General features: G+C 68.0%; 24 protein-coding genes and 1 pseudogene. 17 read left to right on the forward strand and 8 right to left on the reverse strand.

From position 1 onward, the window contains the following. Positions 1–9 precede the first annotated feature (9 nt). The 5 genes and pseudogenes from HEP75_RS15515 to HEP75_RS15535 all read left to right on the forward strand — a co-directional run bounded on the left by HEP75_RS15515 (position 10) and on the right by HEP75_RS15535 (position 4,530). Positions 10–1,077 (forward strand): NAD(P)-dependent alcohol dehydrogenase, encoded by a 1,068-nt coding sequence (locus tag HEP75_RS15515; RefSeq protein WP_185824130.1) that lies wholly within the window; start codon positions 10–12, stop codon positions 1,075–1,077. A gap of 241 nt (positions 1,078–1,318) precedes the next feature. Next, a complete protein-coding gene (locus HEP75_RS15520; protein ID WP_185824131.1) occupies positions 1,319–1,591 on the forward strand; it encodes a hypothetical protein in 273 nt (90 codons plus the stop codon). A 38-nt stretch (positions 1,592–1,629) separates the two neighbouring features. Beyond that, entirely contained in the window at positions 1,630–1,989 is a 360-nt protein-coding gene (locus HEP75_RS15525) for a TonB family protein (protein WP_185824132.1), read from the forward strand. A 215-nt stretch (positions 1,990–2,204) separates the two neighbouring features. Further along, positions 2,205–2,804 (forward strand): hypothetical protein, encoded by a 600-nt coding sequence (locus HEP75_RS15530; RefSeq protein ID WP_185824133.1) that lies wholly within the window; start codon positions 2,205–2,207, stop codon positions 2,802–2,804. A gap of 785 nt (positions 2,805–3,589) precedes the next feature. Beyond that, a pseudogene (locus HEP75_RS15535) lies at positions 3,590–4,530 on the forward strand (SDR family oxidoreductase). 245 nt (positions 4,531–4,775) lie between these two features. On the opposite strand, the gene HEP75_RS15540 reads toward HEP75_RS15535, so the two are convergent. The 3 genes from HEP75_RS15540 to HEP75_RS15550 all read right to left on the reverse strand — a co-directional run bounded on the left by HEP75_RS15540 (position 4,776) and on the right by HEP75_RS15550 (position 9,910). Beyond that, positions 4,776–7,286, reverse strand: a complete 2,511-nt coding sequence (locus HEP75_RS15540; RefSeq protein WP_185824134.1) for an excinuclease ABC subunit UvrA — start codon at positions 7,284–7,286, stop codon at positions 4,776–4,778. Between the two features lie 615 nt (positions 7,287–7,901). Further along, positions 7,902–8,207, reverse strand: a complete 306-nt coding sequence (locus HEP75_RS15545) for a UBP-type zinc finger domain-containing protein (RefSeq protein ID WP_185813572.1) — start codon at positions 8,205–8,207, stop codon at positions 7,902–7,904. Then, positions 8,204–9,910, reverse strand: a complete 1,707-nt coding sequence (locus tag HEP75_RS15550) for an FAD-dependent oxidoreductase (protein ID WP_185824135.1) — start codon at positions 9,908–9,910, stop codon at positions 8,204–8,206. The genes HEP75_RS15545 and HEP75_RS15550 overlap by 4 nt, the downstream gene beginning before the upstream one ends. Positions 9,911–10,247: 337 nt before the next feature. Between HEP75_RS15550 and HEP75_RS15555 the strand changes: the two genes are divergently transcribed. After that, positions 10,248–10,778 carry a DUF1993 domain-containing protein gene (locus tag HEP75_RS15555; protein WP_185824136.1) on the forward strand — a complete coding sequence of 177 codons (531 nt, stop codon included), beginning with the start codon at positions 10,248–10,250 and terminating at the stop codon, positions 10,776–10,778. A gap of 480 nt (positions 10,779–11,258) precedes the next feature. Here HEP75_RS15555 and HEP75_RS15560 read toward each other — a convergent pair whose 3' ends face one another. Together HEP75_RS15560 and HEP75_RS15565 are read right to left on the reverse strand one after the other, a co-directional pair. Beyond that, on the reverse strand, positions 11,259–11,909 hold the full coding sequence (locus HEP75_RS15560) for an HD domain-containing protein (protein WP_185820736.1): 651 nt from the start codon (positions 11,907–11,909) through the stop codon (positions 11,259–11,261). A gap of 67 nt (positions 11,910–11,976) precedes the next feature. Continuing rightward, positions 11,977–12,561, reverse strand: coding sequence for an alpha-ketoglutarate-dependent dioxygenase AlkB (locus tag HEP75_RS15565; RefSeq protein ID WP_185824137.1), 585 nt, complete (start codon positions 12,559–12,561; stop codon positions 11,977–11,979). Positions 12,562–12,773: 212 nt separating this feature from the next. On the opposite strand from HEP75_RS15565, the gene HEP75_RS15570 reads away from it, so the two are divergent. The 4 genes from HEP75_RS15570 to HEP75_RS15585 all read left to right on the forward strand — a co-directional run bounded on the left by HEP75_RS15570 (position 12,774) and on the right by HEP75_RS15585 (position 16,573). After that, on the forward strand, positions 12,774–13,052 hold the full coding sequence (locus HEP75_RS15570; RefSeq protein WP_185820738.1) for a hypothetical protein: 279 nt from the start codon (positions 12,774–12,776) through the stop codon (positions 13,050–13,052). 309 nt (positions 13,053–13,361) lie between these two features. Beyond that, on the forward strand, positions 13,362–13,604 hold the full coding sequence (locus HEP75_RS15575; RefSeq protein ID WP_185820739.1) for a hypothetical protein: 243 nt from the start codon (positions 13,362–13,364) through the stop codon (positions 13,602–13,604). 243 nt (positions 13,605–13,847) lie between these two features. Continuing rightward, positions 13,848–14,750 carry an SDR family oxidoreductase gene (locus HEP75_RS15580; RefSeq protein ID WP_185824138.1) on the forward strand — a complete coding sequence of 301 codons (903 nt, stop codon included), beginning with the start codon at positions 13,848–13,850 and terminating at the stop codon, positions 14,748–14,750. Between the two features lie 11 nt (positions 14,751–14,761). Then, positions 14,762–16,573, forward strand: a complete 1,812-nt coding sequence (locus HEP75_RS15585) for a glycoside hydrolase family 15 protein (protein WP_185826628.1) — start codon at positions 14,762–14,764, stop codon at positions 16,571–16,573. Positions 16,574–16,721: 148 nt separating this feature from the next. On the opposite strand, the gene HEP75_RS15590 is transcribed toward HEP75_RS15585, so the two are convergent. Beyond that, on the reverse strand, positions 16,722–17,105 hold the full coding sequence (locus tag HEP75_RS15590; protein ID WP_185824139.1) for a hypothetical protein: 384 nt from the start codon (positions 17,103–17,105) through the stop codon (positions 16,722–16,724). A gap of 209 nt (positions 17,106–17,314) precedes the next feature. Here HEP75_RS15590 and HEP75_RS15595 point away from each other — a divergent pair, with 209 nt between their 5' ends. The 7 genes from HEP75_RS15595 (at position 17,315) to HEP75_RS15625 (ending at position 23,948) form a co-directional block, all read left to right on the forward strand. After that, complete coding sequence (locus HEP75_RS15595; protein ID WP_185824140.1) at positions 17,315–18,412, forward strand: histidine kinase; 1,098 nt, start codon at positions 17,315–17,317, stop codon at positions 18,410–18,412. Continuing rightward, entirely contained in the window at positions 18,409–19,176 is a 768-nt protein-coding gene (locus tag HEP75_RS15600) for a LytTR family DNA-binding domain-containing protein (protein ID WP_185824141.1), read from the forward strand. Before HEP75_RS15595 ends, HEP75_RS15600 begins: the two co-directional genes overlap by 4 nt. Before the next feature lie 485 nt (positions 19,177–19,661). Further along, positions 19,662–21,095, forward strand: coding sequence for an XVIPCD domain-containing protein (locus tag HEP75_RS15605; RefSeq protein WP_185824142.1), 1,434 nt, complete (start codon positions 19,662–19,664; stop codon positions 21,093–21,095). A gap of 22 nt (positions 21,096–21,117) precedes the next feature. Beyond that, positions 21,118–22,080 carry a hypothetical protein gene (locus tag HEP75_RS15610; RefSeq protein ID WP_185824143.1) on the forward strand — a complete coding sequence of 321 codons (963 nt, stop codon included), beginning with the start codon at positions 21,118–21,120 and terminating at the stop codon, positions 22,078–22,080. 222 nt (positions 22,081–22,302) lie between these two features. Beyond that, positions 22,303–22,635, forward strand: coding sequence for a hypothetical protein (locus HEP75_RS15615; RefSeq protein ID WP_255423876.1), 333 nt, complete (start codon positions 22,303–22,305; stop codon positions 22,633–22,635). 27 nt (positions 22,636–22,662) lie between these two features. Next, positions 22,663–23,304 carry a hypothetical protein gene (locus HEP75_RS15620; protein WP_185824144.1) on the forward strand — a complete coding sequence of 214 codons (642 nt, stop codon included), beginning with the start codon at positions 22,663–22,665 and terminating at the stop codon, positions 23,302–23,304. 68 nt (positions 23,305–23,372) lie between these two features. Further along, positions 23,373–23,948 carry a hypothetical protein gene (locus HEP75_RS15625; RefSeq protein ID WP_185824145.1) on the forward strand — a complete coding sequence of 192 codons (576 nt, stop codon included), beginning with the start codon at positions 23,373–23,375 and terminating at the stop codon, positions 23,946–23,948. Positions 23,949–24,072: 124 nt separating this feature from the next. Here the strand turns inward: HEP75_RS15625 and HEP75_RS15630 are convergent, their stop codons facing one another. Together HEP75_RS15630 and HEP75_RS15635 are read right to left on the reverse strand one after the other, a co-directional pair. Next, positions 24,073–25,191: a hypothetical protein gene (locus HEP75_RS15630; protein WP_185824146.1), complete on the reverse strand. Its 1,119-nt coding sequence runs from the start codon at positions 25,189–25,191 to the stop codon at positions 24,073–24,075. Between the two features lie 216 nt (positions 25,192–25,407). Next, positions 25,408–25,662: a hypothetical protein gene (locus HEP75_RS15635; protein WP_185824147.1), complete on the reverse strand. Its 255-nt coding sequence runs from the start codon at positions 25,660–25,662 to the stop codon at positions 25,408–25,410. Between the last annotated feature and the right edge of the window lie 36 nt (positions 25,663–25,698).

Consider the following 25,698-nt stretch of genomic DNA (forward strand, 5'->3'; position numbering starts at 1 on the left):
GGAGCCCTGATGAACGCTATCGCCCCAACGGCCCAGCCTCGCCCGACCCGCGCCTACGCCGCCCTGGAAAAAGGCGGCGCGATGGTGCCCTGGCATTTCGAGCGTCGCGCCGTGCGCGAACGCGACGTGGCGGTGAAGGTGCTGTACGCCGGCGTCTGCCATTCCGACCTGCATTCGGTGAACCACTGGGGCGGCGAATTCCCGCTGGTGCCCGGCCACGAGATCGTCGGCGAAGTGGTGGAAGTGGGCGCGGCGGTGCCGGAGTTTAAAGTCGGCGAGCGGGTGATGATCGGCACCATCGTCGATTCCTGCCGCGTGTGCGCACCCTGCCGCGCGCAGATGGAGGTGTACTGCCGCGAGTTCCCCACGCTCACCTTCGACGGCACCGACCGCGTCGACGGCAGCCGCACCCGCGGCGGCTATGCCGAGTACTACGTGGCCGATGCGCACTTCGTCTATCCGCTGCCCGACGGCCTGGATGCGGCCGCGGCGGCACCGCTGCTGTGCGCCGGCATCACCACCTACTCGCCGTTGCGGCACTGGCAGGTGGGGCCCGGCAGCACCGTGGGCGTGGTCGGCATCGGCGGCCTCGGCCACTTGGGGGTGAAATTCGCGCGGGCGCTGGGCGCGCACGTGGTGGCCTTCACCACCTCGCCGAAGAAGGCCGCCGAAGCGCAGCGCCTGGGTGCGCACGAGGTGGTGCTGTCCACCGATCCCGCGCAGATGCAGGCACAGGCCTTCCGCTTCGACTTCATCCTCGACACGGTGTCCTCGGTCTATCCGATGGACGCGATGCTGCAGGCGCTGACACTCGACGGCACCCTGTGTGCGCTGGGCCTGCCGGACCACCTGGAATTCCGCCCGGTGATGCTGGCGATGGGCCGCCGCCGCATCGCCAGCTCCGGCACCGGCGGCACCGCCGACACCCACGAGATGCTGGCGTTCTGCCAGCAGCACGGCATCGTCGCCGACGTGGAAGTGATCGCGATGGAGCAGATCAACGAAGCCTTTGCGCGGCTGCAGAAAGGCGACGTGCACTACCGCTTCGTGATCGACATGGCGCGTTCGGCGTTGTAGCCGGGCGCTGACCTGTGGCGGCGCTGCAAGGCAAAACGTCGTCGCGGGCCGGACGCGCTAGCCGGCACCCACGCGGTCCTTGCGGCAGTGCCCGCGCGGGGAATCGGGATGCCCGTGCCTGGCTTGACCGTCCCCCGCTGCGCAGGCGATGCTCGATTCGGCGGCCGATGCCGCCGCCGCCCTCGCGCAGTCGGCCACGCTGCGCGACCGTCCTGGGCCACGCCAACAAGGAAGACTCCTGATGTCCGCCAACAAAACCGTCGCGCCCGCGCTCTCCGGTGCCATCAGCCTGTTCGTGGTACTCGGCCTGTGCGTTAGCCCGCTGTACTTCAGCGCAGCCCTGGTCTGCCTCGCCATGCTGGCCATGCGCAGCGACACGCGCCAGGGGCAGCTATACGCCGGGTTCGCGCTCCTGTTACTGCTCGTCGCCTTCGGCTACGGCATCGGCAAGGACCTGGCGCAACGCGACAACCTGCGTGACTTGCAGGCTGTCGCCAGTACCGACCAACCGTAACGATCGCGATCACGGAAATCCCGCAGGAGCCGACGTCGATGCAAACCCCGCTGATGGCGCTAGTGCTGGCATTGGCTGGCACACCGCAGCAACGGCCTGCCCCCGAGCATGTAGCTCCGCCGGCCCCCTTATCCGCCACGCCGCTGCAGATACCCGCCGACTTTTGCTTCGGCGCTTCCACTGCGGAAAAGAGCTGCACTGTTACGGTGTCGTTCGAGGTCCTCGACAGCGGCGCCGTCGGCAAGCTCGACGTGATCCGCTCATCCAGAGACCGCGCCTGCGATCGGGCAGTAATGGAATCCGTCCGCAGTCGCCGCTACCCGTCAGGCAAACCCTTCGCTGTCGTCCATGAAACGCTGCAAACGCCGAGTTGCAAGATGGACCGGTCGAAGCCCTAAGTTCACTGTCAACAGGGGCTTGCGCACGGCGTTCGGCAGAAGGGTTGACCTAATGCAGTTCGGCAAGGTAGTGCACGATGCGGCGACAATCCGGCCGCTAAGTGTGTAACTGTCCGCCGCGGGTTTGTGCGTGTGTGGCATCGCGCAGCGGCGCGCGACATTTGCATGCTCGGCAACTACAGTGCCGAGCATATTGATTGCCGCAAGGACAACCCATGCCCTACACCGCACTTCGCACCCTGCTCGCCCCCTGGGGCGAGCTACGCCCGCAACCCGCGTCCGACTGGCAGGGACCGATTCCGCTGCCGGCGACGCTCGCCGATTTCTATGCGCAGGTGGGGCCGTGGGGCGAGACCTACCACGCGCACGTTGGCCCGACCGGCGTGTCGCTCGACATCGGCGGCAACCCGGTCGACATTCCGCCGCTGCACAAGCTCTGGCAGCTGCAGGACGGATACCGGTGGAATGCCGTCAGCGGCGAACGCCTTGCGGACTGGAGCGAGCAGTGGCTGGTGGTCGCGGACCAAGGCGCGGATCCTTTCATTCTCGACATCGCCAGCGGCGAGGTCCTGTTCGCGTTTCACGGTGCCGGTGCGTGGGAACCCAAGTGGCTGGCCGCCAACCTGGATACTGCATTCGGCGGCCTGGCCACCATCGCCAATGCCATGGCGGAACTGGGCGACGACGCATTCGACGACACCGACGAGTTGCTCGCAACGGCGCGAACGGCGGTCGCCTCGTCCCTGGCCTCGTATCTGGGCAGCGCTGCGCAGGCCTCGCAATTTCTGGATGCGTTGGAGTGGTACCAGGCTTGAACTCGGCTGGCAGGCGTTGAAGCCGACGGTGGAGCCGGGCGTGTTCGACATGTGGGTGGCACCATCGGCCGAAGCTGCCGGCGTGTCCGTCAGCTTCGAATTGGCAAACTGAGAAGCAGGAGCGTTTCGCAAGAGCAAACCCTGTAGGAGCGGCTTCAGCCGCGACAGGCACCATCAGTAAAGCCCGTCGCGGCTGAAGCCGCTCCTACAGAATGCAACGCGCTATCACTGCCGCGTCTGCCTCGGCAACGGCGCAGTCGTGGGTGGCGCCATCGGCCAAGCCTGCGGGCGTGTCCGCCAGCTTCGAATTGGCAGGCTGAGAAGCGGGAGCGCTCCGCAACAGCGAACCCTGTAGGAGCGGCTTCAGCCGCGACAGGCACCATCAGGCAAGCCCGTCGCGGCTGAAGCCGCTCCTAAAGAATGCAACACGCTATCCCTGCAGCGTCTGTGTCAGGAACGGCGCACGTCGCGGCCGCCACGCGCATCCCACGCGTCGTCGCCGGCCCGCTTCACGTCGGCAGCACCTCGCGCTCACGCCACGGTGCCGGGCGCGGCGCTGAGATGGGGTGCCCGACGTCGGCCCGCATGCATCCCGCTGCTGCCTGCAGCACTCTGGACCTGGCGGAGGACGCCGAACAGGCGGCGCAAAGACCATGCCCGCGCCGCTGCTCCTTCCCCCATCGAGGAACCGCGCCATGAGCGATCACGATCCCAACCACTCCGCCAGCCGCCGCCGTGCGCTTGGCGTCCTCGGCAGCAGCCTGGCCGCAGGCGGCACGCTGGCGATGTCCGGCGCCGCCGCGCAGGCCACGTCGGCGGGCGCCGTTGCCGCCGGCAGCAGGCCGCCGATGCAGGACCCGCGCACCCAGTATCCGCGCCCGCCGTTCGATACGCCCAAGCAGGAATGGCCGGGTCTGGCGTCGAAGATGGTGCCCGTGCCGGACCACGGCGAGCGCAGCTACGTCGGTTCCGGCCGCCTGGCCGGGCGCAAGGCGCTGATCACCGGCGGCGATTCGGGCATCGGCCGCGCCGCGGCCATCGCCTTCGCGCGCGAGGGCGCGGACGTGGCGATCAACTACCTGCCGCAGGAGGAATCGGACGCGCGCGAGGTGGTCGCGCTGATCCGCGCGGCCAGGCGCAAGGCGGTGGCCATTCCCGGCGATCTGCGCGGCGCCGCGTTCTGCAGGCAGTTGATCGATCAGGCCGTGCGCCAGCTCGGCGGGCTGGACATCCTGGTCAACAACGCTGCGCGCCAGACCGCACAGCCGTCGATCCTGGACATCGACGACCAGCAGTTCGACGACACGCTCAAGACCAACCTCTACGCGCTGTTCTGGGTGACCCGCGCCGCGTTGCCGCACCTCAAGCCTGGCGCCTCGATCATCAGCACCACTTCGATCGTGGCCGACGATCCGCCCGAAGCGCTGCTCGACTACGCCACCACCAAGGGCGGCATCGTCAGCTTCACCAAGTGCCTGGCCAAGCAACTGGCGCCCAAGGGCATTCGCGTCAACGCGGTCGCGCCCGGCCCGTACTGGACGCCGCTGCAGCCAGCGGCGGGCAGTTCATGGACAAGCTGAAGACCTTCGGCGCCGACGGCCCCACCGGCAGGCCCGGCCAACCGGCCGAGATCGCGCCGATCTACGTGCTGCTGGCCTCGCAGGAATCCAGCTTCACCACCGGCAGCATCTTCAGCAGCGTCGGCGGTCGCGGCAACGTCGGCTGAGCACTGCCGTTCCCGCGCCGACCTCTGCTGGCGCGGGACGGCCGCAATGCGCCACCCTAGGCGACGGATCGAACGCAAGGCCGCTGCGCGTTGGCGCCTGCGACAACGTCCTTGCATGCAGGCGGTTCCACTTGCGGCAGTTGCGCCGGCACCGGAACTTGGAAACATCCAGCCCTGCAACGCGCCCGGCAGGAACGGTGCGATGTGGGCAGCCTGCCGCGCCACTGCGTTGGAACGCTTCAGCCCTACAGCGCCTCCGCCAGGAACGGCGCGGTGCGACTGCCCGCATGCCGCACCACCGCCTGCGGCTCGCCGGCGACGACCACCTTGCCGCCTTCATCGCCGGCGCCTGGCCCCATGTCGATGATCCAGTCGCTGGCCGCGGCCACACGCATGTCGTGCTCCACCGCTACCACCGTGTTGCCCGCCTCCACCAAACCGTGCAGTTGGCGCAGCAGCGTGTCCACGTCGGCGGGGTGCAGGCCGGTGGTCGGCTCGTCGAGCACGTACACGGTGTCGCGGCGCTGCGCGCGCTGCAGCTCGGTGGCCAGCTTGATGCGCTGCGCCTCGCCGCCGGACAGTTCGGTGGCCGGCTGGCCCAGCCGCAGATAACCGAGTCCCACCTCGCCCAGCACCTGCAGCGGCCGCGCGATCGCCGCATCGTCGGCAAAGAAATCCGCCGCCTGCGCCACGGTCATGCGCAACACCTGCGCGATGTTGTGCCCGCGCAATTCGATCTCCAGTGTCTTGGCGTTGTAGCGCGCGCCATGGCAGGTGGGGCACGGCGCATAGACGCTGGGCATGAACAGCAATTCCACGAACACCGCGCCCTCGCCTTCGCAGGTTTCGCAGCGGCCCTTGGCGACGTTGAACGAGAAGCGGCCGGCGTCGTACTTGCGCTTGCGCGCGGCGGGCGTCGCGGCGAAACGCTTGCGCACATGGTCGAACAAGCCGGTGTAGGTCGCCAGGTTGGAACGCGGCGTGCGGCCGATCGGTTTCTGGTCCACCTGCACCAGCCGCCGCACGTGCTGCAGGCCATCGGCGATGCGTCCGTCGGTCGCCGCCTGCGTGCTGCGCTCCAGCGGATCCACGCCCTCTTCCGGATCGACGCGCTCCTGGCCAAGATGCGCGCCGAGCAGTTCCACCAAGGCCTGGCTGACCAGCGACGACTTCCCCGAGCCGGACACGCCGGTGACCGTGGTGAACACGCCCAGCGGGATGTCCACGTCCAGCGCGGCGACGTTGTTGCGGCTGATCCCGCGCAGCTGCAGCCATGCGTTCGGCGCGCGCGGCGCATGCGCGATCGGCGCCTGCTCGGCGAACAGGTAGCGGCGCGTGGACGAGGCGGCGACCTGCGCCAGTCCGGCCGGCGGTCCGCTGTACAGCACCTGCCCGCCCTGCTCGCCCGCACCGGGACCGACATCGACGATCCAGTCGGCATGGCGGATCACGTCGATCTCGTGTTCGACCACGAACAGCGAATTACCCGCGGCCTTGAGCTGGTCCAGCGCGGCCAGCAGCGCCTGCGCATCGGCCGGATGCAGGCCGGCGGACGGCTCGTCCATCACGTAGACCACGCCGAACAGCTGCGAGCGGATCTGCGTGGCCAGGCGCAGCCGCTGCAGTTCGCCGGGCGACAGCGTCGGCGTACTGCGTTCCAGGGTGAGATAGCCCAGGCCCAGCTCCTGCAGGATCTGGATCCGCGCCAGCAGATCCTGGGCGATGCGCTGCGCGGCGATGGCCTGCTCGGGATGGCGCTTGGCGCCGCGGGTGCGGCCTTCTGCAGCAGGGCGCAGCAGTTCGGCCACTTGCGTGAGCGGACGCTGCGACAGCGCGCCGATGTCGAGTCCGGCGAAGGTCACCGACAGCGCCTCACGGCGCAGACGCTTGCCGTCGCAGGTCGGGCATGGCGTGCTCAGCAAGTATTGCGACACGCGCTTCTTGATCAGCGCGCTCTGCGTGCTGGCGAAGGTATGCAGCACGTAGCGGCGCGCGCTGCTGAAGGTGCCCATGTAGGCCGGCTCCTGCTTGCGCCGCAGCGCACGCTGGGTCTCGGCGAGGGTGAAGCCCGGATACACCGGCACCGTCGGCTGCTCGTCGGTGTACAGGATCCAGTCGCGGGTCTTCTTCGGCAGCTTCGCCCACGGCACGTCGACGTCGTGGCCGAGCGTGGTGAGGATGTCGCGCAGGTTCTGCCCATGCCAGGCCGGCGGCCACGCAGCGACGGCGCGCTCGCGGATGCTCAGCGCACGGTCCGGCACCATCGACGCCTCGGTGGCGTCGTAGATGCGGCCCAGGCCGTGGCAGGTCGGGCAGGCGCCGGCCGGCGTGTTCGGCGAGAAGCCGTCGGCGTAGATGATGGCCTGCCCCGGCGGATAGTCCCCGGCGCGCGAGTACAGCATGCGCAACGAATTGGAGATGGTGGTGACGCTGCCGACCGAAGATCGCGTACTTGGTGCGCCGCGATGCTGCTGCAGCGCCACCGCCGGCGGCAGGCCTTCGATGGAATCCACATCCGGTACGCCGGCCTGGTCGATCAGGCGCCGCGTATACGGCGAGATCGAATCCAGATAGCGACGCTGCGCCTCGGCGAACAGCGTGCCGAATGCCAGCGAGGACTTGCCGGAGCCGGACACGCCGGTGAACACCACCAGCGCATCGCGCGGCAGTTCCACATCCACATCCTTGAGATTGTGCTCGCGGGCGCCGCGGACGCGGACGAAACCGGAGGCGGGGGAAACGGGCGGCTTGGGCATTGGCTGGAAGATTGGCAAGAGCTTGCGCAAGCTTAGCGGGGTCGGACGGAGGCGGCTGTGTATGGGCTGGCGCGATGGGCGCGGCGTCGCGTCCGCTACATGCACACCTGTCAATCGACAGGCGCTGTTGCGGGGGTGGCTTCAGTTCCGGCGCTGCCCGAAGCTATCAGGTCCACCGCTTCGCCGGTCGCGGCTGAAGCCGCTCCTACAAGAGCCGGCACGCCCGCAAAGGCCCCACACACCCGGCCAACGCCCCTGTAGGAGCGGCTTCAGCCGCGACAGGCAGCTTCGAGTATCGATAAATCCCGGTCGGGGCTAAAGCCCCTCCTACAGGAAGACTTGCGGCAGATCGCCCTGATGCACTGTGGGAGGGACTTCAGTCCCGACGCTGTCCGAAACCAGCACACTCACCGCTTCGCTCGTCGCGACTGAACTCGCTCCCACAAGCCGAGAAACGCCCGGCCAATGCTCTGTAGGAGCGGCTTCAGCCGCGACAGGCAGCTTGCAGCGTCGACACATCCCGGTCGGGGCTAAAGCTCCTCCTACAGAAAACTTGCGGCGAGCCAACTGGGTGCACTGTGGGAGGGACTTCAGTCCCGACGCTGTCGCCCACCGCTACACATAACGCGGAATCGGCCCCAGCTGCGGCGTCTGGTCCGGCAACTCCACTTCGGTGTCGTCCACATAGCACCAGCCCCAGCCTTCGGGCGGGTCGTAGCCTTCGATGATCGGGTGCGCGGTCTGGTGGAAATGCTTGGTCGCGTGGCGATTGGGCGAATCGTCGCAACAACCGACGTGGCCGCAGCTGCGGCACAGGCGCAGGTGCACCCAGGGGCTGCCGATCTTCAGGCATTCCTCGCAGCCACGCGCGCTCGGCGTGACCTCGGCGATGGTGGAAAGATGGGAACAACGCGCACTCATGGGCTGGCCCTCTCGATGGTGGCGGGCGCACTGCGCCGCGCCAGAAACTGATGGATCTGCGCGACCACCGCCGCGCCCTCGCCGACCGCCGCGGCCACGCGCTTGACCGAACCGGCGCGCACGTCGCCGATCGCGAACACGCCCGGCCGGTCGGTCTCCAGCGGCAGTGCAGGCACCTGCCCAGCCGCGGGTTCGGCGCCGGTGACAACAAAGCCGGCATGGTCCAACTGCACGCAGCCGTCCACCCAGGCGCTGTTGGGATCGGCGCCGACGAACAGGAACAGATGGTGCAAGGTGCAGCGATGCGTGGCGCCGCTGGTGCGATCGCGGAACTCCGCGCTCTCCAGGCGCTGCGATGCGTCGGCCTGCAGCGACACCACCTCGGTGCCGGTGTGCAACTCGACATTCGGCAACGCGGCGATGCGCTCGATCAGGTAGCGCGACATCGACGCCTCCAGCCCGGCGCCGCGCACGATCAGGTGCAGGCGCTTCACCTTCGGCGCCAGGAACACCACCGCCTGGCCTGCGGAATTGCCGCCGCCGACCAGGGCCACCTCCTCGCCTTCGCACAGCCGCGCCTCCACCGGCGACGCCCAGTACGACACGCCATTGCCCTCAAACGCGGCCAGGTTGGCGATGTCCGGGCGCCGGTAGCGCGCGCCCGAGGCGATCACCACGGTGCGCGCCTGCACGCGCAGGCCGTCGCGCATCTGCAACTGCAGCGGCGCGGCGCTGCAGTCCTCGGCGCTGGCCGCATCGCAATGCAGCTGCGCCACTTCCAGCGGCAACGCCAGCTCGGCGCCAAACTTCAGCGCCTGGTTGTAGGCGCGCCCGGCCAGCGCCTGGCCGGAGATGCCGGTGGGAAAGCCCAGGTAATTCTCGATCCGCGCCGACGCGCCGGCCTGGCCGCCGATCGCGCGCTGGTCCAGCACCAGCACCGACAGCCCTTCGGACGCGGCATACACCGCGGTCGCCAGGCCGGCCGGGCCGGCGCCGACGATGGCCACGTCGTAGCGTTTTTGCGGATCCAGCTCCGGGGTCATGCCCAGGCAATGCGCGGCCTCGGCCTCGCTGGGACGGCGCAGCACCGTGCCACTGGGGCAGACCATCAGCGGCAGTTCGTCGTGATGGATGCCCAGGCGCTCGACCAGCGCGCGGCCTTCGTCGTCGTCGGCGGCATCCAGGAAGGTGTTGGGATAGCCGTTGCGGGTCAGGAAGCCCTGCAACCGGGTCAGCCGCGCCTCGCCCGGCTCGCCGATCAGCACCGAACCGGCGGTATCGCCTTCGATCAGCCCGACCCGGCGCAGGATCAACGCACGCATCACGATCTCGCCGACATCGGCCGAACTGATCATCAGCGAGCGCAGATGCGCCGCATCGAACGGCACCGCCACGCAGCCGTCGGCTCCGGCGCGCCCGCCGGCCAGCGACGCACGGCCGGCCAACTGGCTGACCTCGCCGCTGAACTGCCCGGCGCCGTGCTCGGTGACCGGCTTCTCGTGGCCCAGCCCGTCGCGGCGCACCACCGCGATCGTACCCTGCAGCACCAGCCACACCGGCGCCGGATGGTCGCCGACGGCAAAGACTTCTTCGCCGGGTGCGAACGTGCGCGGCGCGCCGCTGGCGAAGCGGCGCGCGGTGTCCACCTGCGCCGGCTCGAGCACCGGGAACATCTGATGGCGACGGGTATCGGCCAGGCTCATCGGCATCCTTGTGGGTAGCGGGCGACAACCCCCACAGCATGCGATGCGTGCGCGCTGCGGGCAATCACCCATTCTGGGAGGCCCTCTCCCCTCTCCCACCGGGAGAGCGGCCGGGGGTGAGGGTACGGGCGCAGCCACATGTCCTCAGTGGACGCGGCTGTCTTCGCCGCAGCGCAGCCGCCGTGCGGCACCCATTACGTACACCCTGGTATGGCCCGCGCCAAACGTCGCGCCCGTGGCATCGATGCTCTTGTGTTCGACCCGCAACACCCCATCCAGTGGTTGCTGCGCCAATGCTGATGCCTACCCGGCCCACCTCTTTCTCAAGGAACCGCCCATGTCCGTCTCGATGTACCGCCTTACCGTCCCGGTGTTCCTGCGCGGCCTGGACGTGCTGCAGCACTACGTGGACCTGGCCGAGCGCCATGCGCAGGACCAGGGCCTGGATCCGCAGACGCTGGTCGACGCACGCCTGGCGCCGGACATGTTCGGCTTCGCCGCGCAGATCCAGCGCAGCTCGGACACCGCGAAGAACACCATCGGCCGCCTCAGCGACATCGTGCCGCCGAAGATGGCGGACGACGAAACCACCCTGGCGCAGCTACGCGAGCGCATCGCCGCCACCCAGCGCTTCCTGCACGGCGTGGATGCCGCCGCCCTCGACGGCGCCCAGGACCACGCAGTGTCGCTGAGCGCCGGCAAATTGAAGGCCGACTTCAACGGCAGCGACTACCTGCTGACCTTCGCCCTGCCGAACTTCTTCTTCCATGTCTCCACCGCGCACGCGATCCTGCGCCAGCAAGGCGTGGCAGTGGGCAAGCTCGACTACCTGGGACGGTTCGACACGGTGGAAACCGAGAGCGCTTAAAGCCCCTCTCCCCTCGGGAGAGGGGTTGGGGTGAGGGTACAGCGCGAAAGCGACTCGCGAATCCAAGCGCACGAGGCTGCGCCCGTACCCTCATCCGCCCCTGCGGGGCACCTTCCCCCGAAAAGGGGGCCATGGTCCCGACGGGAGAAGGAATAGCCGAGCGTTCATAGCCCCTCTCCCACCGGGAGAGGGGTTGGGGTGAGGGTACGGCGCAAAAGCGACTCGCTGATCCAGGCGCACGAGGCTTCGCCCGTACCCTCATCCGCCCCTTCGGGGCACCTTCTCCCGAGGGGAGAAGGGAACAGCTGCAGCGCTTTAGCCCCTCTCCCACCGGGAGAGGGGTTGGGGTGAGGGTACGGCGTGAAAGCGGCTCGCTGATCCAGGCGTATGAGGCTTCGCCCCTACCCTCATCCGCCCCTTGCGGGGCACCTTCTCCCGATGGGAGAAGGGAATAGCCGAGCATGCATCTGCGTTAAACGACTACACCAACGAAGGCACCGCAAGCGCACCAGCATCGTCCACGACAAACTCCTCACCCGCCAACGCATGCATCCGCGCCACCGCTGCCGCGAACGGCCGCAGCACCGCCACGCCGCGTTCGGCGAACACCGCATGCAGCGCGGCGTAGTACCACAACGTCCCCTCGCGGCCGGCAGTGAAGCGTTCGAACACCTCCACACCTACCTCGGGATCTTCCAGATCCGCGACGATGCTGCGCGCGTTGTAAAGCTTGTCGCAGGCCGAGACCAACAACACCGCATCCGGCGCCTCGCGCAGATGCGCCAGATACGCCTGCTTGCGAGTGCGCCAATCGCGGCGCCTGGCCGGCACGTCCTCGTGTTCGGCCTTGCGCTCGGCGCTGGCGTCGGTGCAGCCCATCACGATCGTCGCCACCGCATCGCCGAACTGCGCGCGGATCACCGCCTCGTGGCCCGCGCCGCAGTCCTCGACCACGTCGTGCAGCAACGCCCCGATCGCCTGATCTTCATTGCCCCCGGCTTCCAACACCAGCGTCGACACCCCCAGCACATGGCTGAAATACGGCACCGTGCCGCCCTTGCGGAATTGGCCGGCGTGGGCGATGCGCGCGTAGTCCACGGCACGCGCATAGCGTTCGGTGAGAGCGGTCATGCGGTCTTCCTGACTAGGGCGGACCCGCATTATCGCGGAATCCACACGCTGTCGCGGCGCGAACGGTTCAGCCCGACCGCGGCCGCACCCGGAACACCACGCTCATCCGCGGCGCCACCGGCCTGGCGGTCTTCGGGATGCCGTGCTCGTGGGTGAGCTGCGAGGCGTGGCTCATCGCCAGCAGACTGCCCGGCGCCAGTTCCACACCGATGGTCCTGCGCGCGCCGGCCGTGGCGCGAAGATTCATGCGCCGCGGCGCGCCCAGCGACACCAGCGCGATCGGGTGCGGCGCCAGCAGCGTATGCAGCTTGTCGTGATGCATCGCCACGCTGTCGCGGCCGTCCCGGTACAGGTTCAGGCCCACGTCGGTGTATGGCGCCGGCAGCCGCGCCTGCACCGCGGCATGCAGCGCACGCAACGGCAGCGCCTCGGGCAACTCCTGCAGGCGATACGCCGCCACCAGCCGCGGCACGTCCACCACCCGGTCGTACATCGGCCGGCGCAGCTGCTGCCACTGCGCGCCATCGCGCAAAGCGGCGAACCAGGCCTGCGCCAGCTCCGGATCGAGCAACTGCGGCCAATAGCGGATACCGCCCTCGGCATCGGGCACCAGACAATGCGGCGCGTCGTCGGGCTGGGCGAACAGGTCCATGGGCACAAGATGGGGGCGCGGCAAAGGAGGCACCATCCCAGCATCTGAACGGATCAGCGGCTGCGACGCGGCCAAATGTCGCAGCCCGCGAGGGGAATTCTTACTTTTCGCCCGCGCTGCCTTAACGTTGCGCTTGGGAGCATGCACACTGTCCCACCCAACAGCACAGGCGATACGCACGCATGACCGCAGCGCGCAGGACGACGGAAAGCATGACCACAGCAGCCGCCACGCCCCTCCACAGCGCCTACGGCGCCGATGCCTCCGGCAACGACGGCGTCCAGGCACCCGCCGCAGCGCTCGGCGCACGCGGCGCACGGACCAACCGCAGCGAGGTGTTCCAGTCGCCTCTCTCCGCAGGCAGCGCCGACAGCGATCTACGCCGACGCGCGGAGCGTGTGCAATTGGCGACCAGGGTGGCCGCGGTCGGCACGATTGCCGCCGTGGCAGCGGTCGCCGCGCTGATCGCCTGGCGACGCGCGCGGCGCTAGCCGATTGCGGCGACGGCGTGCTGCTGCCTTGCTGCAGCAGCATGCAAGCACCCGAGCGCGTCCATCCGCTTGCAACTTGATGCTGAGTGCCATGCTGTTTGGTCGCGCAAAGGACACCGGCTAGGCCGAATAGCCTTTAGCCATCCAGAGCCGCCACCACGCAATCCTCCCAAAGCGGCCGCCGCAGCACACTCATGCATGGCCGCTAGCGGGCCATCGACACCATGAATTGAGTGGCGGCATCCCCTTGGCGCGTGGTGATCGGCCCAGCGGTCGGCGCGATGCGCGTGGTGCATGCGCTGGCGCCCAATGCGTTCGATCCGCGGCATGGGCCGCTTCTTCGACCGCTATCTGGCACGCACGCCGCACGCGCTAATGTTGCCGGGCAACGTCTTCCAGCCGCCACTGTCGCCTGTCGGCGTGGACGGCGGCCTGCGCCGGCGCGCGCAGCGCACCGAGCTGGCGACGCAGGTGGCCGCGGCCGGCGCGGTGGCCGCACTGGCCGCACTGGCCACGGTCGCAGTGATCGCCTGGCGTCGCAGCAGCCGCTAGAGCGCAGCAGGCATCGCACACGCATATCGCTCGGTCGTACCGCACGCCGCATCCGTAATGCGACGCGTGCGGTTGCGTCTGCATGTCTGCAGGCAAGCCGTGCCGGTATCGCACTTTCACGTGCCCTGCCCATTTCGTTCACCCTGCCGCATCCGCGCGATTTCCATACTGCGTGCGTTGGCCCGCCGAGTGCGTCCACCTCGGCATGGCGCCGCGCCTTCCCCCATCGCAAGGAGATCGTGCATGTCTGGCAGCAAGAACCAGTTCACGATGCAGAACCCGCTCACCCAGTTCCCGCAACCCGAGTTCCCCGAGCAGACCCAGACCCCGCCCGGCAGCGTGCACGCGTTGCAGCCGGCCGCCGACCACGGCGAGCAGAGCTACCGCGGCTTCGGCCGCCTGACCGGGCGCAAGGCGCTGATCACCGGCGCCGATTCCGGCATCGGCCGCGCCACCGCCATCGCCTATGCGCGCGAAGGCGCCGACATCGTCCTCAACTACCTGCCCGAGGAAGCGCAGGACGCTGCCGAGGTGGTCGCGCTGATCGAGGCCGAAGGCCGCAAGGCGGTGTGCCTGCCCGGCGACCTGCAGGACGAGGCGTTCTGCCGGCAGCTGGTGACTAAGAGCGTGGAGGCGCTGGGCGGGTTGGACATCCTGGTCAACGTGGCCGGCAAGCAGACCGCGGTGAAAGACATCGCCGAGCTGAGCACCGAGCAGTTCGAGGCCACCTTCCGCACCAACGTGTTCGCCATGTTCTGGCTGTGCAAGGCCGCCGTGCCGCATCTGCCGCCGGGCGCCACCATCATCAACACCACCTCCATCCAGGCCTACCAGCCCTCGCCGATGCTGATCGACTACGCGCCGACCAAGGCGGCCATCGCCAACTTCACCCAGGCGCTGGCGCAGCAACTGGCCGACAAGGGCATCCGCGTCAACGCGGTGGCGCCGGGGCCGGTGTGGACGCCGCTGCAGCCCAGCGGTGGACAGCCGCCGGAGAAGATTCCCGCGTTCGGTTCGGAAACCCCGCTCAAGCGCGCCGGCCAGCCGGTGGAGATGGCGCCGCTGTACGTGCTGCTGGCCTCGCAGGAATCGAGCTACATCACCGGCGAGATCATCGGCGCCACCGGCGGCCTGTTGCTGTCTTGAGCGCGCCGGCCGTGCCTGCCCGCGCGCCACGCCTGCAGCGCGATTCCGAGGGCACAGCGCCGATCGAGAGCTATGCCGCGCTGGGCGACGGCCGCTCGGTGGCGCTGGTCGCCGCCGACGGCAGCATCGACTGGTGGTGCGTGCCGACCATGGACGCGCCGCCGCTGTTCGACCGCCTGCTCGACGCGCGCGACGGCGGCCGCTTCGCCATCACCCCGGTCGGCGCCAGCGAGGTGCAGCGCCGCTACCGCGACGACAGCAACGTGCTGGAAACCACTTTCCGCACCGCCAGCGGCAGCGCACGGCTGACCGAGTCACTCAACAGCGGCGAAGCCGGGCGCCTGCCGTGGTCGGAGCTGGCGCGGCGGCTGGAAGGACTGGATGGCGAGGTGGAGTTCGAGATCTGCTTCCGGCCCGGCACCCGCGCCGGAACATCCACGCCGTGGATGAGCGACACCCCCAACGGCCGCGTGTTCCACATCGGCCCGGTGATGGCGATGCTGCGCCATTCGCAGGCGCTCACCGTTTCCGCCTACGACGACCGTGGCGTGCAGGGCCGGCTGCGCCTGCACGCCGGCCAGCGCGAGGTGCTCGCGGTGCTCGCCACGCAGGACGAAGCGCTGCCGGTGCCGCCATTGGAGGACATCGACGCGCGCATCGAGCGCAGCGACCAGGAATGGCGCGAGTGGACCGGCAACCTGCACTACGACGGCGGCTACCCGCAGACCGTGCTGCGCTCGGCGCTGGCGCTGAAGTTCCTGTGGTATTCGCCCACCGGCGCCATCGCCGCCGCGGCCACCACCTCGCTGCCCGAGGGCATCGGCGGCAACGGCAACTGGGACTACCGCTACGCCTGGGTGCGCGATGCCGCCTACACCACCAAGGCGTTCCTGCGCGTGGGCGCCCTGCCCGACGCCAAGGCCGCGTTCGCCTGGCTGCTCGGCACCATCGCCTGGCACCGGCCGTGGATCCGCCCGTGCTACACGCTGCACGGCGAACTGGTCCCGGACGAGCGGCAGATCGATATCGCCGGCTACCGCCACACGCGCCCGGTGCGCGTGGGCAACACCGCCACCGACCAGTTGCAGCTGTGCCTGTACGGCGACGTGTTCGAGATGACCGCGCGCTTCGTCGAGCACGGCCACATCCTCGATCCGCACACCGCGCAGCACCTGTTCGAACTCGGCAACGCATGCGCCGAGGCGTGGATGCGCAAGGACGCCGGATTCTGGGAACTGGAGGACGCGCAGCACTACACCATGTCCAAGGTCGAGTGCTGGATGGCGCTGCGCCGCGCCAGCGAACTGGCCGAAGCCGGCCACCTGTCCAAGGCCATGCTGCCGCGCTGGCAGCGCGAACAGGCGCGCATCCTCGACTGGATCGACGCGCACTGCTGGTCCGAGGACAAGCAGGCCTACACCCTGTACGCCGGCAGCGACGCGCTGGACGCCGGACTGATGCTGGCCTCGCGCTTCGGCCTGGGCGAGGTGCGCCGCGAACGCATGATCGCCACCCGCGAGGCGATCCGCCGCGAACTCGGCAGCGGCGACGCGCGCGCACTGCTGCACCGCTACAGCGGCATGCAGCAACGCGAGGGCGCGTTCATCGCCTGCAGCTTCTGGATGGTGGAAGCCTACGGCCTGCTCGACGAACGCGACGAAGCCAGGCGCCTGTTCGAACACCTGCTCGACACCGTCGGCAACGACGTCGGCCTGCTGCCGGAACTGGTCGACACGCACAGCGGCGCCGCGCTCGGCAACATGCCGCAGGGCCTGAGCCACCTGGCGCTGATCCATGCCGCCCTCGCGGTGGGCGGCGAATAGCAGCGGCATCGCATCGGCGCCCTAGCGCACCGCCCCCCTGTAGGAGCGACTTCAGTCGCGACAGACACCACCAACAACACGTGTCGCCCCCGCCAGCACGTCACTCACCAAAGCATCTCCCGCAACGTCCCCCGCAGTCTCGAAAAGGCTAACCCCCCATCGACACCGCAAACCGCATCGACGCGTCCACTTCCTTGCGCGGCAGCGCCCGGATCCGTACCAGCACATTGCGGCACACGTCCAGGTTGCGGTACACCAGCGTGCGCCCGTCGCCAAATTCGAAACGCAGGTCGTAGCGACAGCCCGCGCCGGCGATGCCGATGGTGGCCGAGTCGCCGCCGCCGCGCAGCGGGTCGGCGGCAATGGCGCGGAACGTGGTGCTGCCAGGGTCAGCGACCGCCAGCGCGGTCACGCTGTCGTGCGCGCGGTTGACCAGCATGACGTAGTGCGTGCGGCTGGCGTCCTGCCCATGGGCGGTGGCTGCGGCGGCGAGCAGCGCGATGGCAAGGCAGGCGGTAGGCAATGGAGGCATGGCGGACATCTCTGGCAGGAAGGGATACCGCCCGGCGCGCATCGCGCAGCGGCAGCGGTGCGCACATCTGGCGCGCCCGCCCCAACCCGCGCCCAGCGATCCGGGACGAATCGTCGTACCGGCGTGCCCAATCGTCGCCATTGCTCGCCGCGCTTCTCAGCGCGCACCACCGCGCTTAGGATCGGCGCATCCCGTTCGAGCATCGCCCGATGAAGATCCGCCTGGGTTCCACGGAAATCGGCCTGACCCGATACCTGACCCTGTGGACCGCCGTCGTCGTGGCGTTCGCCGTGCAGGGCTATCTCTACGATGCCGTCAGCGACCACACCTGGCAGCTCGGCGACTACCTGCGCTGGTCGATGATCCAGTGGTACACCTGGGCCGCGCTGGCGCCACTGGTGTTCCGCCTGGGCGAACGCTACCCGATCCCCACGCCGCTGCAGCTGCGTTCGCTGGGGCGGCAACTGCTTGCCAGCATCGGCGTCACCACGCTGGCGATGTTCATCGGCGCAGTCGTCTCGCCGGGCGCGTTCTTCGACCAGCTCGGGCAATTCATCGGCAAGCACTTCGCCACCGGCCTGCTGACCTACTGGAGCCTGCTGGCGATCCAGCAGGCGCTGCACTACCGCAGCGAGAGCGACCGCCGCGAACTGGAAGCCGGCCGCCTGGCCACGGAACTGGCGCAATCGCGGCTGCAAGCGCTGAAGACCCAACTACAACCGCACTTCCTGTTCAACACCCTGCACGCCATCGTGACCCTGCTCGACGACGACGTCGCCTCGGCCGAGGACATGCTGCTGCGCCTGAGCGAACTGCTGCGCGCGCTGCTGGAGGAATTCGACGGCCAGGAAATCACCCTGCGCCACGAACTCACCCTGCTCGACCTGTACCTGGGCATCCAACGCAAGCGCTTCGGCGACCGCCTGACCACGCGCCTGTACATCGACCCGGCCACGCTCGATTGCGCGGTGCCGAGCCTGCTGCTGCAACCGATCGTCGAGAACGCCATCCAGCACGGCATCGGCCGCCATGCCGGCGCCGACTGCGTGGAGATCGAGAGCCGGCGCGAAGACGGCAAGCTGCGCATCGAAGTGCGCAATCGCAACAGCACGCTGGGCGACGGCAGCGGCAACGCAGGCCACGGCATCGGCCTCTCCAACACGCGGCTGCGGATGCAGGAACTGTATGGCGACGCCGCCGAGATCCGCCTGGATATGATCTGGCCGCAAGGCGTGGCGTGCCGTATCCGCATGCCGTTCCGCGAACTGGAAGACGCCGAAGGCGCGCCGGAGCACGTGCCCGCATGAGCATCGCCACGCTGGTCATCGACGACGAACCGATCGCCCGCCACGCCATCGTGCGCCTGTTGCGCGAGCACGCCGACATCGCCCTGCTCGGCGAATGCGGCGACGGCGCCGCCGCGGTGGCGGCGATCCGCGAACACTCGCCGGACCTGGTGTTCCTCGACATCCAGATGCCGGAAATGACCGGCATGGACGTGGTCGCGCAGATCGGCGCCGAGCGCATGCCCGCCACCGTGTTCGTCACCGCCTACGAGCAATACGCCGTGCGCGCCTTCGAAGCCAACGCGCTGGACTACCTGGTCAAGCCCTTCAGCCGCGAACGCTTCGCCGCCACCCTGCAACGCGCCAAGGCGCGACTGGGCGGCGCCGGCAACAACCCCGCCCACCTCCTGCAGGCACTGGACGCATTGCGCCAGCGCGACGCCTACCTGCAACGCATCGCCGTGCGCGTGGACGAACACGTGGTGTTCGTCGCCGTGGACGACATCGTCTGGATCAAGGCCAACCGCAACACCGTGCAACTCCATGTGGCCGGCGCCGTGCACGAACTGCGCGAGACCATGGCCGCCCTCGGCGCGCGCCTGGACCCGCGCCACTTCGCCCGCGTGCACCGCTCGGCGATCATCAACGTGCGCCGGGTCAAGGCCATCCATCCCTGGTTCAACGGTCACCACGTGGTGACCATGGACAACGGCCAGCAGCTGCGCATGAGCCGGTACCAGCACGAGGTGTTCCTGCGGTTGGTGACCAACGGCGGCGCAGAGTGAGGGAACGCGCAGTTTCGTGACTGTATTGGCGCAATTGCGTCATGCCGCGTGACGCCGCATCGTCTAGCGCTTCGCCCGCATCGTTGGCCCCGCCGCATCCACGCATTTTCCACTGGTGCTGGTTAGCCCGGCCCATTGCGTCCGCCGCCCCGCTGCGCTGTGCCCAGTCCCGCTCGCATGCGTGGCACCACGGCGTACGACCGCACCCGCGCCTGCAGGCAGCGTGTTCGATATGGCCGCGCGCTTCGTTCAACACCACCACAACTTCGACCTGCACACCGGCGCCACTCTCGGCAACATGCCGCAACGCCCGAGCCATCTGGGGAACACAAGGGTGAGCGAACTCCGCCGCTGCAGCCACGTAGACAACTGCGCCAGGCGCTAACGCCATTCAGCAGTCGCGCCATGATGCTGTGGCATGCTCGGCGCGAGGTCAGCACAGGCCGCGCCGCTGAACAGGTTTCACATTTCTCAAGGAGAGAGTCATGCCCGAACTCGATATCAGTGCCTCCGCCGACGAAGTCGTCGGCCTGCTCAACCAGAACCGCGCGCGCGACGCCGCGTCCAGGCTGGACACGCTGCGACAGGACCAAAGCCTGGTTGTGCAGGAAAGCCTGGACCGTCTGGTCGCCACGCGCGCCAGCGAACGTTTGGCCGCGTTGCGCCAGCCCGGTAGCGTCGCGGCGGCGGACGCGCCCGCGGTCGCCCCCATGCTGGAGCGGCTCGGCGGCGCCACTGCAGCGCCGCGCTTTCCCGCCGCGCAGGAAACCGCCAACCTCTCGCAGGCGCAACAACACGACGTCTATGCCAGCATCGTCGGCACGCGCGGCACCGACGCGGCGCGCACCGCGCTGGAAGGACACGACCGGGTAATCCTGGGCATGCGCAACGAGAACCGGACCACCGAGAATCGAGGCCGCGGCGTCTACGACGATCGCATCGCGGTGATCTGGCGCGATGCCGACGGCACCCGCCACACCCGCGAATACAACACCGTCTCCACTGAACCGACCGCGCAGTACGACGGGCACGCCAAGACCTCGCCGCGCAGCGAAGGCTTCGCGAACGTGGTCACGCGCGTCAAGACCGAAGGCAACGATGTCAACGGCGACCGGGTTGCCGATCTCGGCCGACTGGCGGAAGGCACCACCGAGATGCTGGCCACCGACCATCCCCGCAAGAATCATCCGGACGAGTTCGCACTGCGCCCCACCCCCGCCGCGGTCAACGCCGGTCAGCGCCGGGTCGAGCGCGATAGCAATGCCGACGGCTGGTTCGACGCGCGCGACGTCAACGGCGTGCAGGATCTCAACAACACCTTCAAGATCCACCGCGGCAGCGGCGCCAACACCGATTCGGGCGGCTGCCAGACCATCGGCGGCGGCCAGTACGACGATTTCGTCAGCACCGTGCGTGGCACCCCGGGCCAGGACCGCTGGCAATACGTGCTCACCTCGGTGGCGCCGGGCGACCAGCAGCAACGCCAGCGCGACCAGCCGGGGCAGGCGCCGGCGCAAGCCGCCGCGCCGGCCGCGTCCGACCCGCGCAATGCCAACCATCCCGACCATGCCTTGCAAACCCAGATCAGCGGCAAGCTGCGCGACCTCGGCGGCCAGTACGCGCAGAACGCCGATGCCTACAGCCTGCGGCTGCTGTACGACGCCAAAGCCAACCGGCTGACCAGCGTCGACGACATCACTCTCAGCAACGCCACAGGCACGCGCGCCCAGGGCGAGAACCTGTTCATGGTCCAGGGACACGCGAACGACCCCGCGTCGACCAGAGTGACCGTGGCTACCGCAGCCTTGACCCAGGCACCGGTGGAGGCAAGCCTGGACCGGTTGCAGCAACAGGCACGCGAGCAGGCGGCGCAGACGCCCGCGCCACAGCACGAAGCGCCCTCGATCGGTGGCCGCTGACGATGGCCGCAGGAGACGCCGCATGAGCCAACGCGACAATGCCATCGTGCTGCTGGCTTCGCTGCTGCTGTCCGGCTGCGCGCAACCGGCCGCCAGCGGCACTGCGCAGGCGCCCGCCACGGCGCAAGCGCCGGCACCGGCAGACCCCGCCGGCAGTCCCGCCGCAGCGCCACCGCACGCCCCGCCCTCCGCCAGCGACAGCGTGTCCGGACCACCCGTGCGCCTGCCCGGCCTGCCTTCGGCCAGCGGCCCGCAGGTCGACGCCGCGCGGCTGCAGCCCTTGCCTGCCGACGTGGCTACGGCGATCGCCGCATTGCCCACCCGCGACGTGCTGGTGCCCGCCGACATCCGCCGCCATACCCTGGCGCAGGACGCGTACGTCATCGATCTGCCGCGGCCCGATGGGCGCCACGACTATCTGGTGGCCGACAACAACGGCCCTGCGTTCCGCTACTGGGTCCGCACATTCAGCGGCACCGCACCTAACATGACCGGCTACCTGATGCAACTGCGCGTGCCTTGCTCCGAACTGGCCACCGCTGCCGACCGCTCGGACCAGGCGCAGCAACAGTGCAGCACGCCGGGCGCCACCGTCGCCGACACGGGCTTGCGCGCCTACCGCGTGGTGGACGGGCAGACGCCCGAAGACATCACCGGAGAATTCGCGTCGGCCACCATCGCCGCGCTGCGCCAAACCCGCGACGCCTATCAGGACAAAGGCGTCGGCGACGTCTTCGCAGATGCTTCGCGCCTGGCCCAGGTGCCGGTGCTGCGATGGGTCGCCGAAACGGACCCCGAGCAACCGCTGCCCGCGACCGCCGCGGGCGCCTTCGATCATGGGAGCCAGGTGCATGCCGGCTTCATCGCGTGGGACGGTGAGCGCTTCGTCTACCGACTAACCGTGCCCGCCGCCCAGTGGCCATGTCCTCCGGGCAAGCCGTCGCTGTGCACCAAGGACGACCGGTTCGTCATTCCAGGCAAATGACCGCCGTTGCGCTCCGCGCGTAACGGTGCGACCCGACCACCGGATCGACAGCCACAGGCGGCCAAACTACAGTGGTCTCCCTGTTCCGCCACGCGATGGAAGCGCGCGCCGGCTACCCAACACGAGACGCACATGAAGCCATGGCTCGCGGCCGTCCAGATCACCGGCCTGCTTATCGTCGCTGGCGGGTGCAGCGTGCCCGCAGCCGCGCGCACGCCGCCGATGGCTTCCGACGTCCTGGCCATCCCCGCCGATCTGCCGACCCAGCGCCTGTTCGACTGCGCCGAGACCAGCATCGCCCAATTGTCCGAGACCAGCAGTTCCTGGCCCAACGTCACGCGCAAGGACGCCGCCAACGGCGTACTGGAATCGGGCGACTTCGAAGACGCCAATCGCAGCGGCTTCCGCATGCGCATCGAGCGCGCGCAGGGCGCCAGCCAGGCCAGGATCGCCCTCAAGGGTGCAGGCGCCTACTTCGCCGACCTGGGCGTGGCGCAGGCGATGCAGGACCTCAAGACCGCGCTCGGCAGTTGCATCGCCACCCCACCGCGCTAGTCTCGAGCAGACGGAAAGAAGAGCCCCATGCGCGACCATTCGATCGAAGCACGCTTGCTCTGCATTGCCGGCATCGCCGGCCACGCCTACTGGGTGCTGCGCGACGAGCGCGGCAACGCCCTGGCCGAACTGCACGGCCTGGCCACCGACCGGCACACCGGCACGCCGATCCCGATCGGCACCGACGCGCGCAGGCACGCGCTGCGCGCCTGGCACTACCCGCACGACGCCGACTACGCCAACGCCATCGGCGCCCAGCCCGACCGCACCAGCTACCTGCGCGACGGCCAGCCAGCGCGCACCGCCGCCAGCGGCGACAAGCACGAAATCCTGGCGCGCTGGCACGCGGCGCTACGCGCCATGCCAGAACTCAACGCCCAGGACCTGGACTACCCCAACTACGGCTTCAAGCTGTTCGGCGCCACCATCAACAGCAACTCCGCCTTTCGCACCCTCGGCGAACTGATGGGCGTGCCGGTGCCAGGTTTCCCTCGTAGGTTGCAACCGGGCATCGGCAACTGCATGCTGCCGCGGGAGCGCATCGAGGCGCTGCGCTATCGCGAGCAATCGGTGCAGGACCGGCAGCGTGTCTACACACCGGCCAGCGACGCCAGCTGCCAGGAAGCACCAAAACACGCCATATCGCAGCATATCCGCAGCAACAGCTAAAGCGCGCTCGGACACCAGGCGGGGACATAGATCATTTTCGCGATTCGCGAGAAAAAGGAGTACGCAGCGTGAAAAGTAATTCCAATCTTCTACTGGCCTTGGTGCTCATCCTTTCGTCCGCCTCCTGTGCAAGCACCGGCCCTGCGACCGATAAATTTCAAGCGAAGCACATGGACGAAAACGCCGAGATGACCCCATCCGATCTGGGGCATCGTTTTATCGAGATGATCAGGGACGCCAACAGCTTCGAGAACCTATCGATAGACTTCATCGAACGTTCGATAGGCTCCCCATTCAAGGGAGATAAAAAATCCGGATTCTTTATTCTGAAGTCGCGCGACGAAAATTGGGAGTACGGAGTAACCTACAATTTCGACGAAAAGTTCAATGAGTATTCCAATGTGACACTGGAATTGATCAGGATGCACGACTGGGTCGATGAATATAGCCCACCATGCGACATCATGCTCGACGACTACGTCAGCGCACTTAAGTCGATGGGCTTCAGCACCGAACCACCCACCTATGGCGAGATCGGATGGCTACTGTCGCTGCAGTACATACGCAACAACATGTATGTCCAGATCGCTCCACAGCATGTGAATCCAAGCTGCGTAAGTTCGATCAGTATCCATAAGCTATGAAAGGAATTACCCTCGTACGCTCAGCAAGAGCGCACCACCGGCTCCGTCTGGCGGCGAGCTCTCCCACCTAGCTGGCCCGCACCGCGGCTTTTCCTACGAACACCTCCGCGGCGAAGCGGCTTTCTCATTTGCCCGGTTGCGCCGCTGCGGCGGCATCCTTCTTCTTCCGGGGTTCCACCCTGCTCCAGCTCAGCACCTGGCTTGCGGGAATCAGGAAGCGCGGCTTGTGCTCATCGCTGAGTCCACCAGGCGGCGCGACATAGAAATCCGAACCCAAACGCGTCAACACGTCCACCGAGCGCAACACGTACACGTTCGACGCCGGCTGAGCCCGATCACACTGCGCCGCCGGCCACGCCGCCTTGACGATCTGGCAGCCCTGCTCCGTCAACTGTAGCTGCACGCCAGGCAGCATGCCGATACCCAGTTTGCGTACGGTGACATCCACGCTTCCTAGTAGCGCTCCGCTATAAACAACCACGATCAACAGCGCCGGCGCAAAAGCACGAAGACGCTTCGAAAATTCGACACGATGGGTGACGTACACCGCCCAATGGGCGAAGATCAGCATCAGCGCAGAAAGCGCGAGATAGAACCAATCCCTGCCCTGCGCGGGTGGCGCCACGTAGTTGACTGCAAGCGCGGCAAAAGGCCAGAACGCCAGATACATGAGCAGTATCAATACGAACATGTTGCGCCGCTTGCGCAATCTCGGCCAAAACCGGCGTACGCGATCGAAGTCCCAAACCATATTCAGCAGCATCAAGGCCGCGGCACCAGTGATCAGGCCTGCGATGATTCCATAGGTCGCCAACTGACCGAATCCCAAATGCTCGAAGAGCAGCATGCTGGCGTAGTAAGCGGCGCTGAGCAGCGCCGCTCCCAAAAATAGCCAAAAGCTGCCGAAGATGCGCTCTTGCCGCGGGCGAGGCACAACCGGTGCCCGCCGGTAGTACGACCTCAATCCTTTGCGTGGCCCAGTCTCACGCTTAGGTCGCAATGGCACTGGCAGTACATGCTGATCGACCAGCAATCCGATCATCCACGCAGGCAACACAAGCACCGCCAAGAAACAGAGCAGCGCAAGCCCACCGAACAGTGCCACGGCACTCAGCACCACGCCCAGATCCCCAAGCGACAACGACGGCACGTAGCCGATACGCAGGAAGTGCGCCAGCACCATGCCGCCGCCCCAACACGGCACCCACCACTTCAGGTCAACCCCGAAGGTCTGGCGCAACATGCGCCACAGCGGGGCACCCTGACCACTACTCCGTGTCCGCCCCTCGCCAGCCTGACCGACGATGGGTACGCCCCCCTCACTTTGCTGCATCACGGCTCCTTAGCATCAAACGCCCCGTCCCTAACTTTCAAGCATAACGGCGCCGCTGCACGCCGCGATCACGTTGCAGACGAACTCACGGAGCCTCGTACCGGCACCATTCCCCTGGACCGGACTCTAATACTGACGCTGCGCCGGCCACGACACCTCGCGCAGCACCATGTCCAACTGCTCCGCCAGCAGTTCCATGCACACCGCCAGCTCGCCCGCACGCACCTTCGGGGCGGCCTCGCGTTCTTCGTCCAAAGTGCGTGGCTGCGCTAGTCGCGCTAGGAACCGCATGTGATCGCGCAGCTGCTGCAGGCGGTACTGCGCTTCTTCTGGCAGGTAATAGCCAGGATCCGAATCGGGATGACGGGCGGCCTCGGTCATAGCATCTCTCGCCAAACGGCATGAAGATCCACCCGT

Origin of the sequence: Xanthomonas sp. SI, from assembly GCF_014236855.1 — a bacterium.
GTDB lineage: Bacteria > Pseudomonadota > Gammaproteobacteria > Xanthomonadales > Xanthomonadaceae > Xanthomonas_A.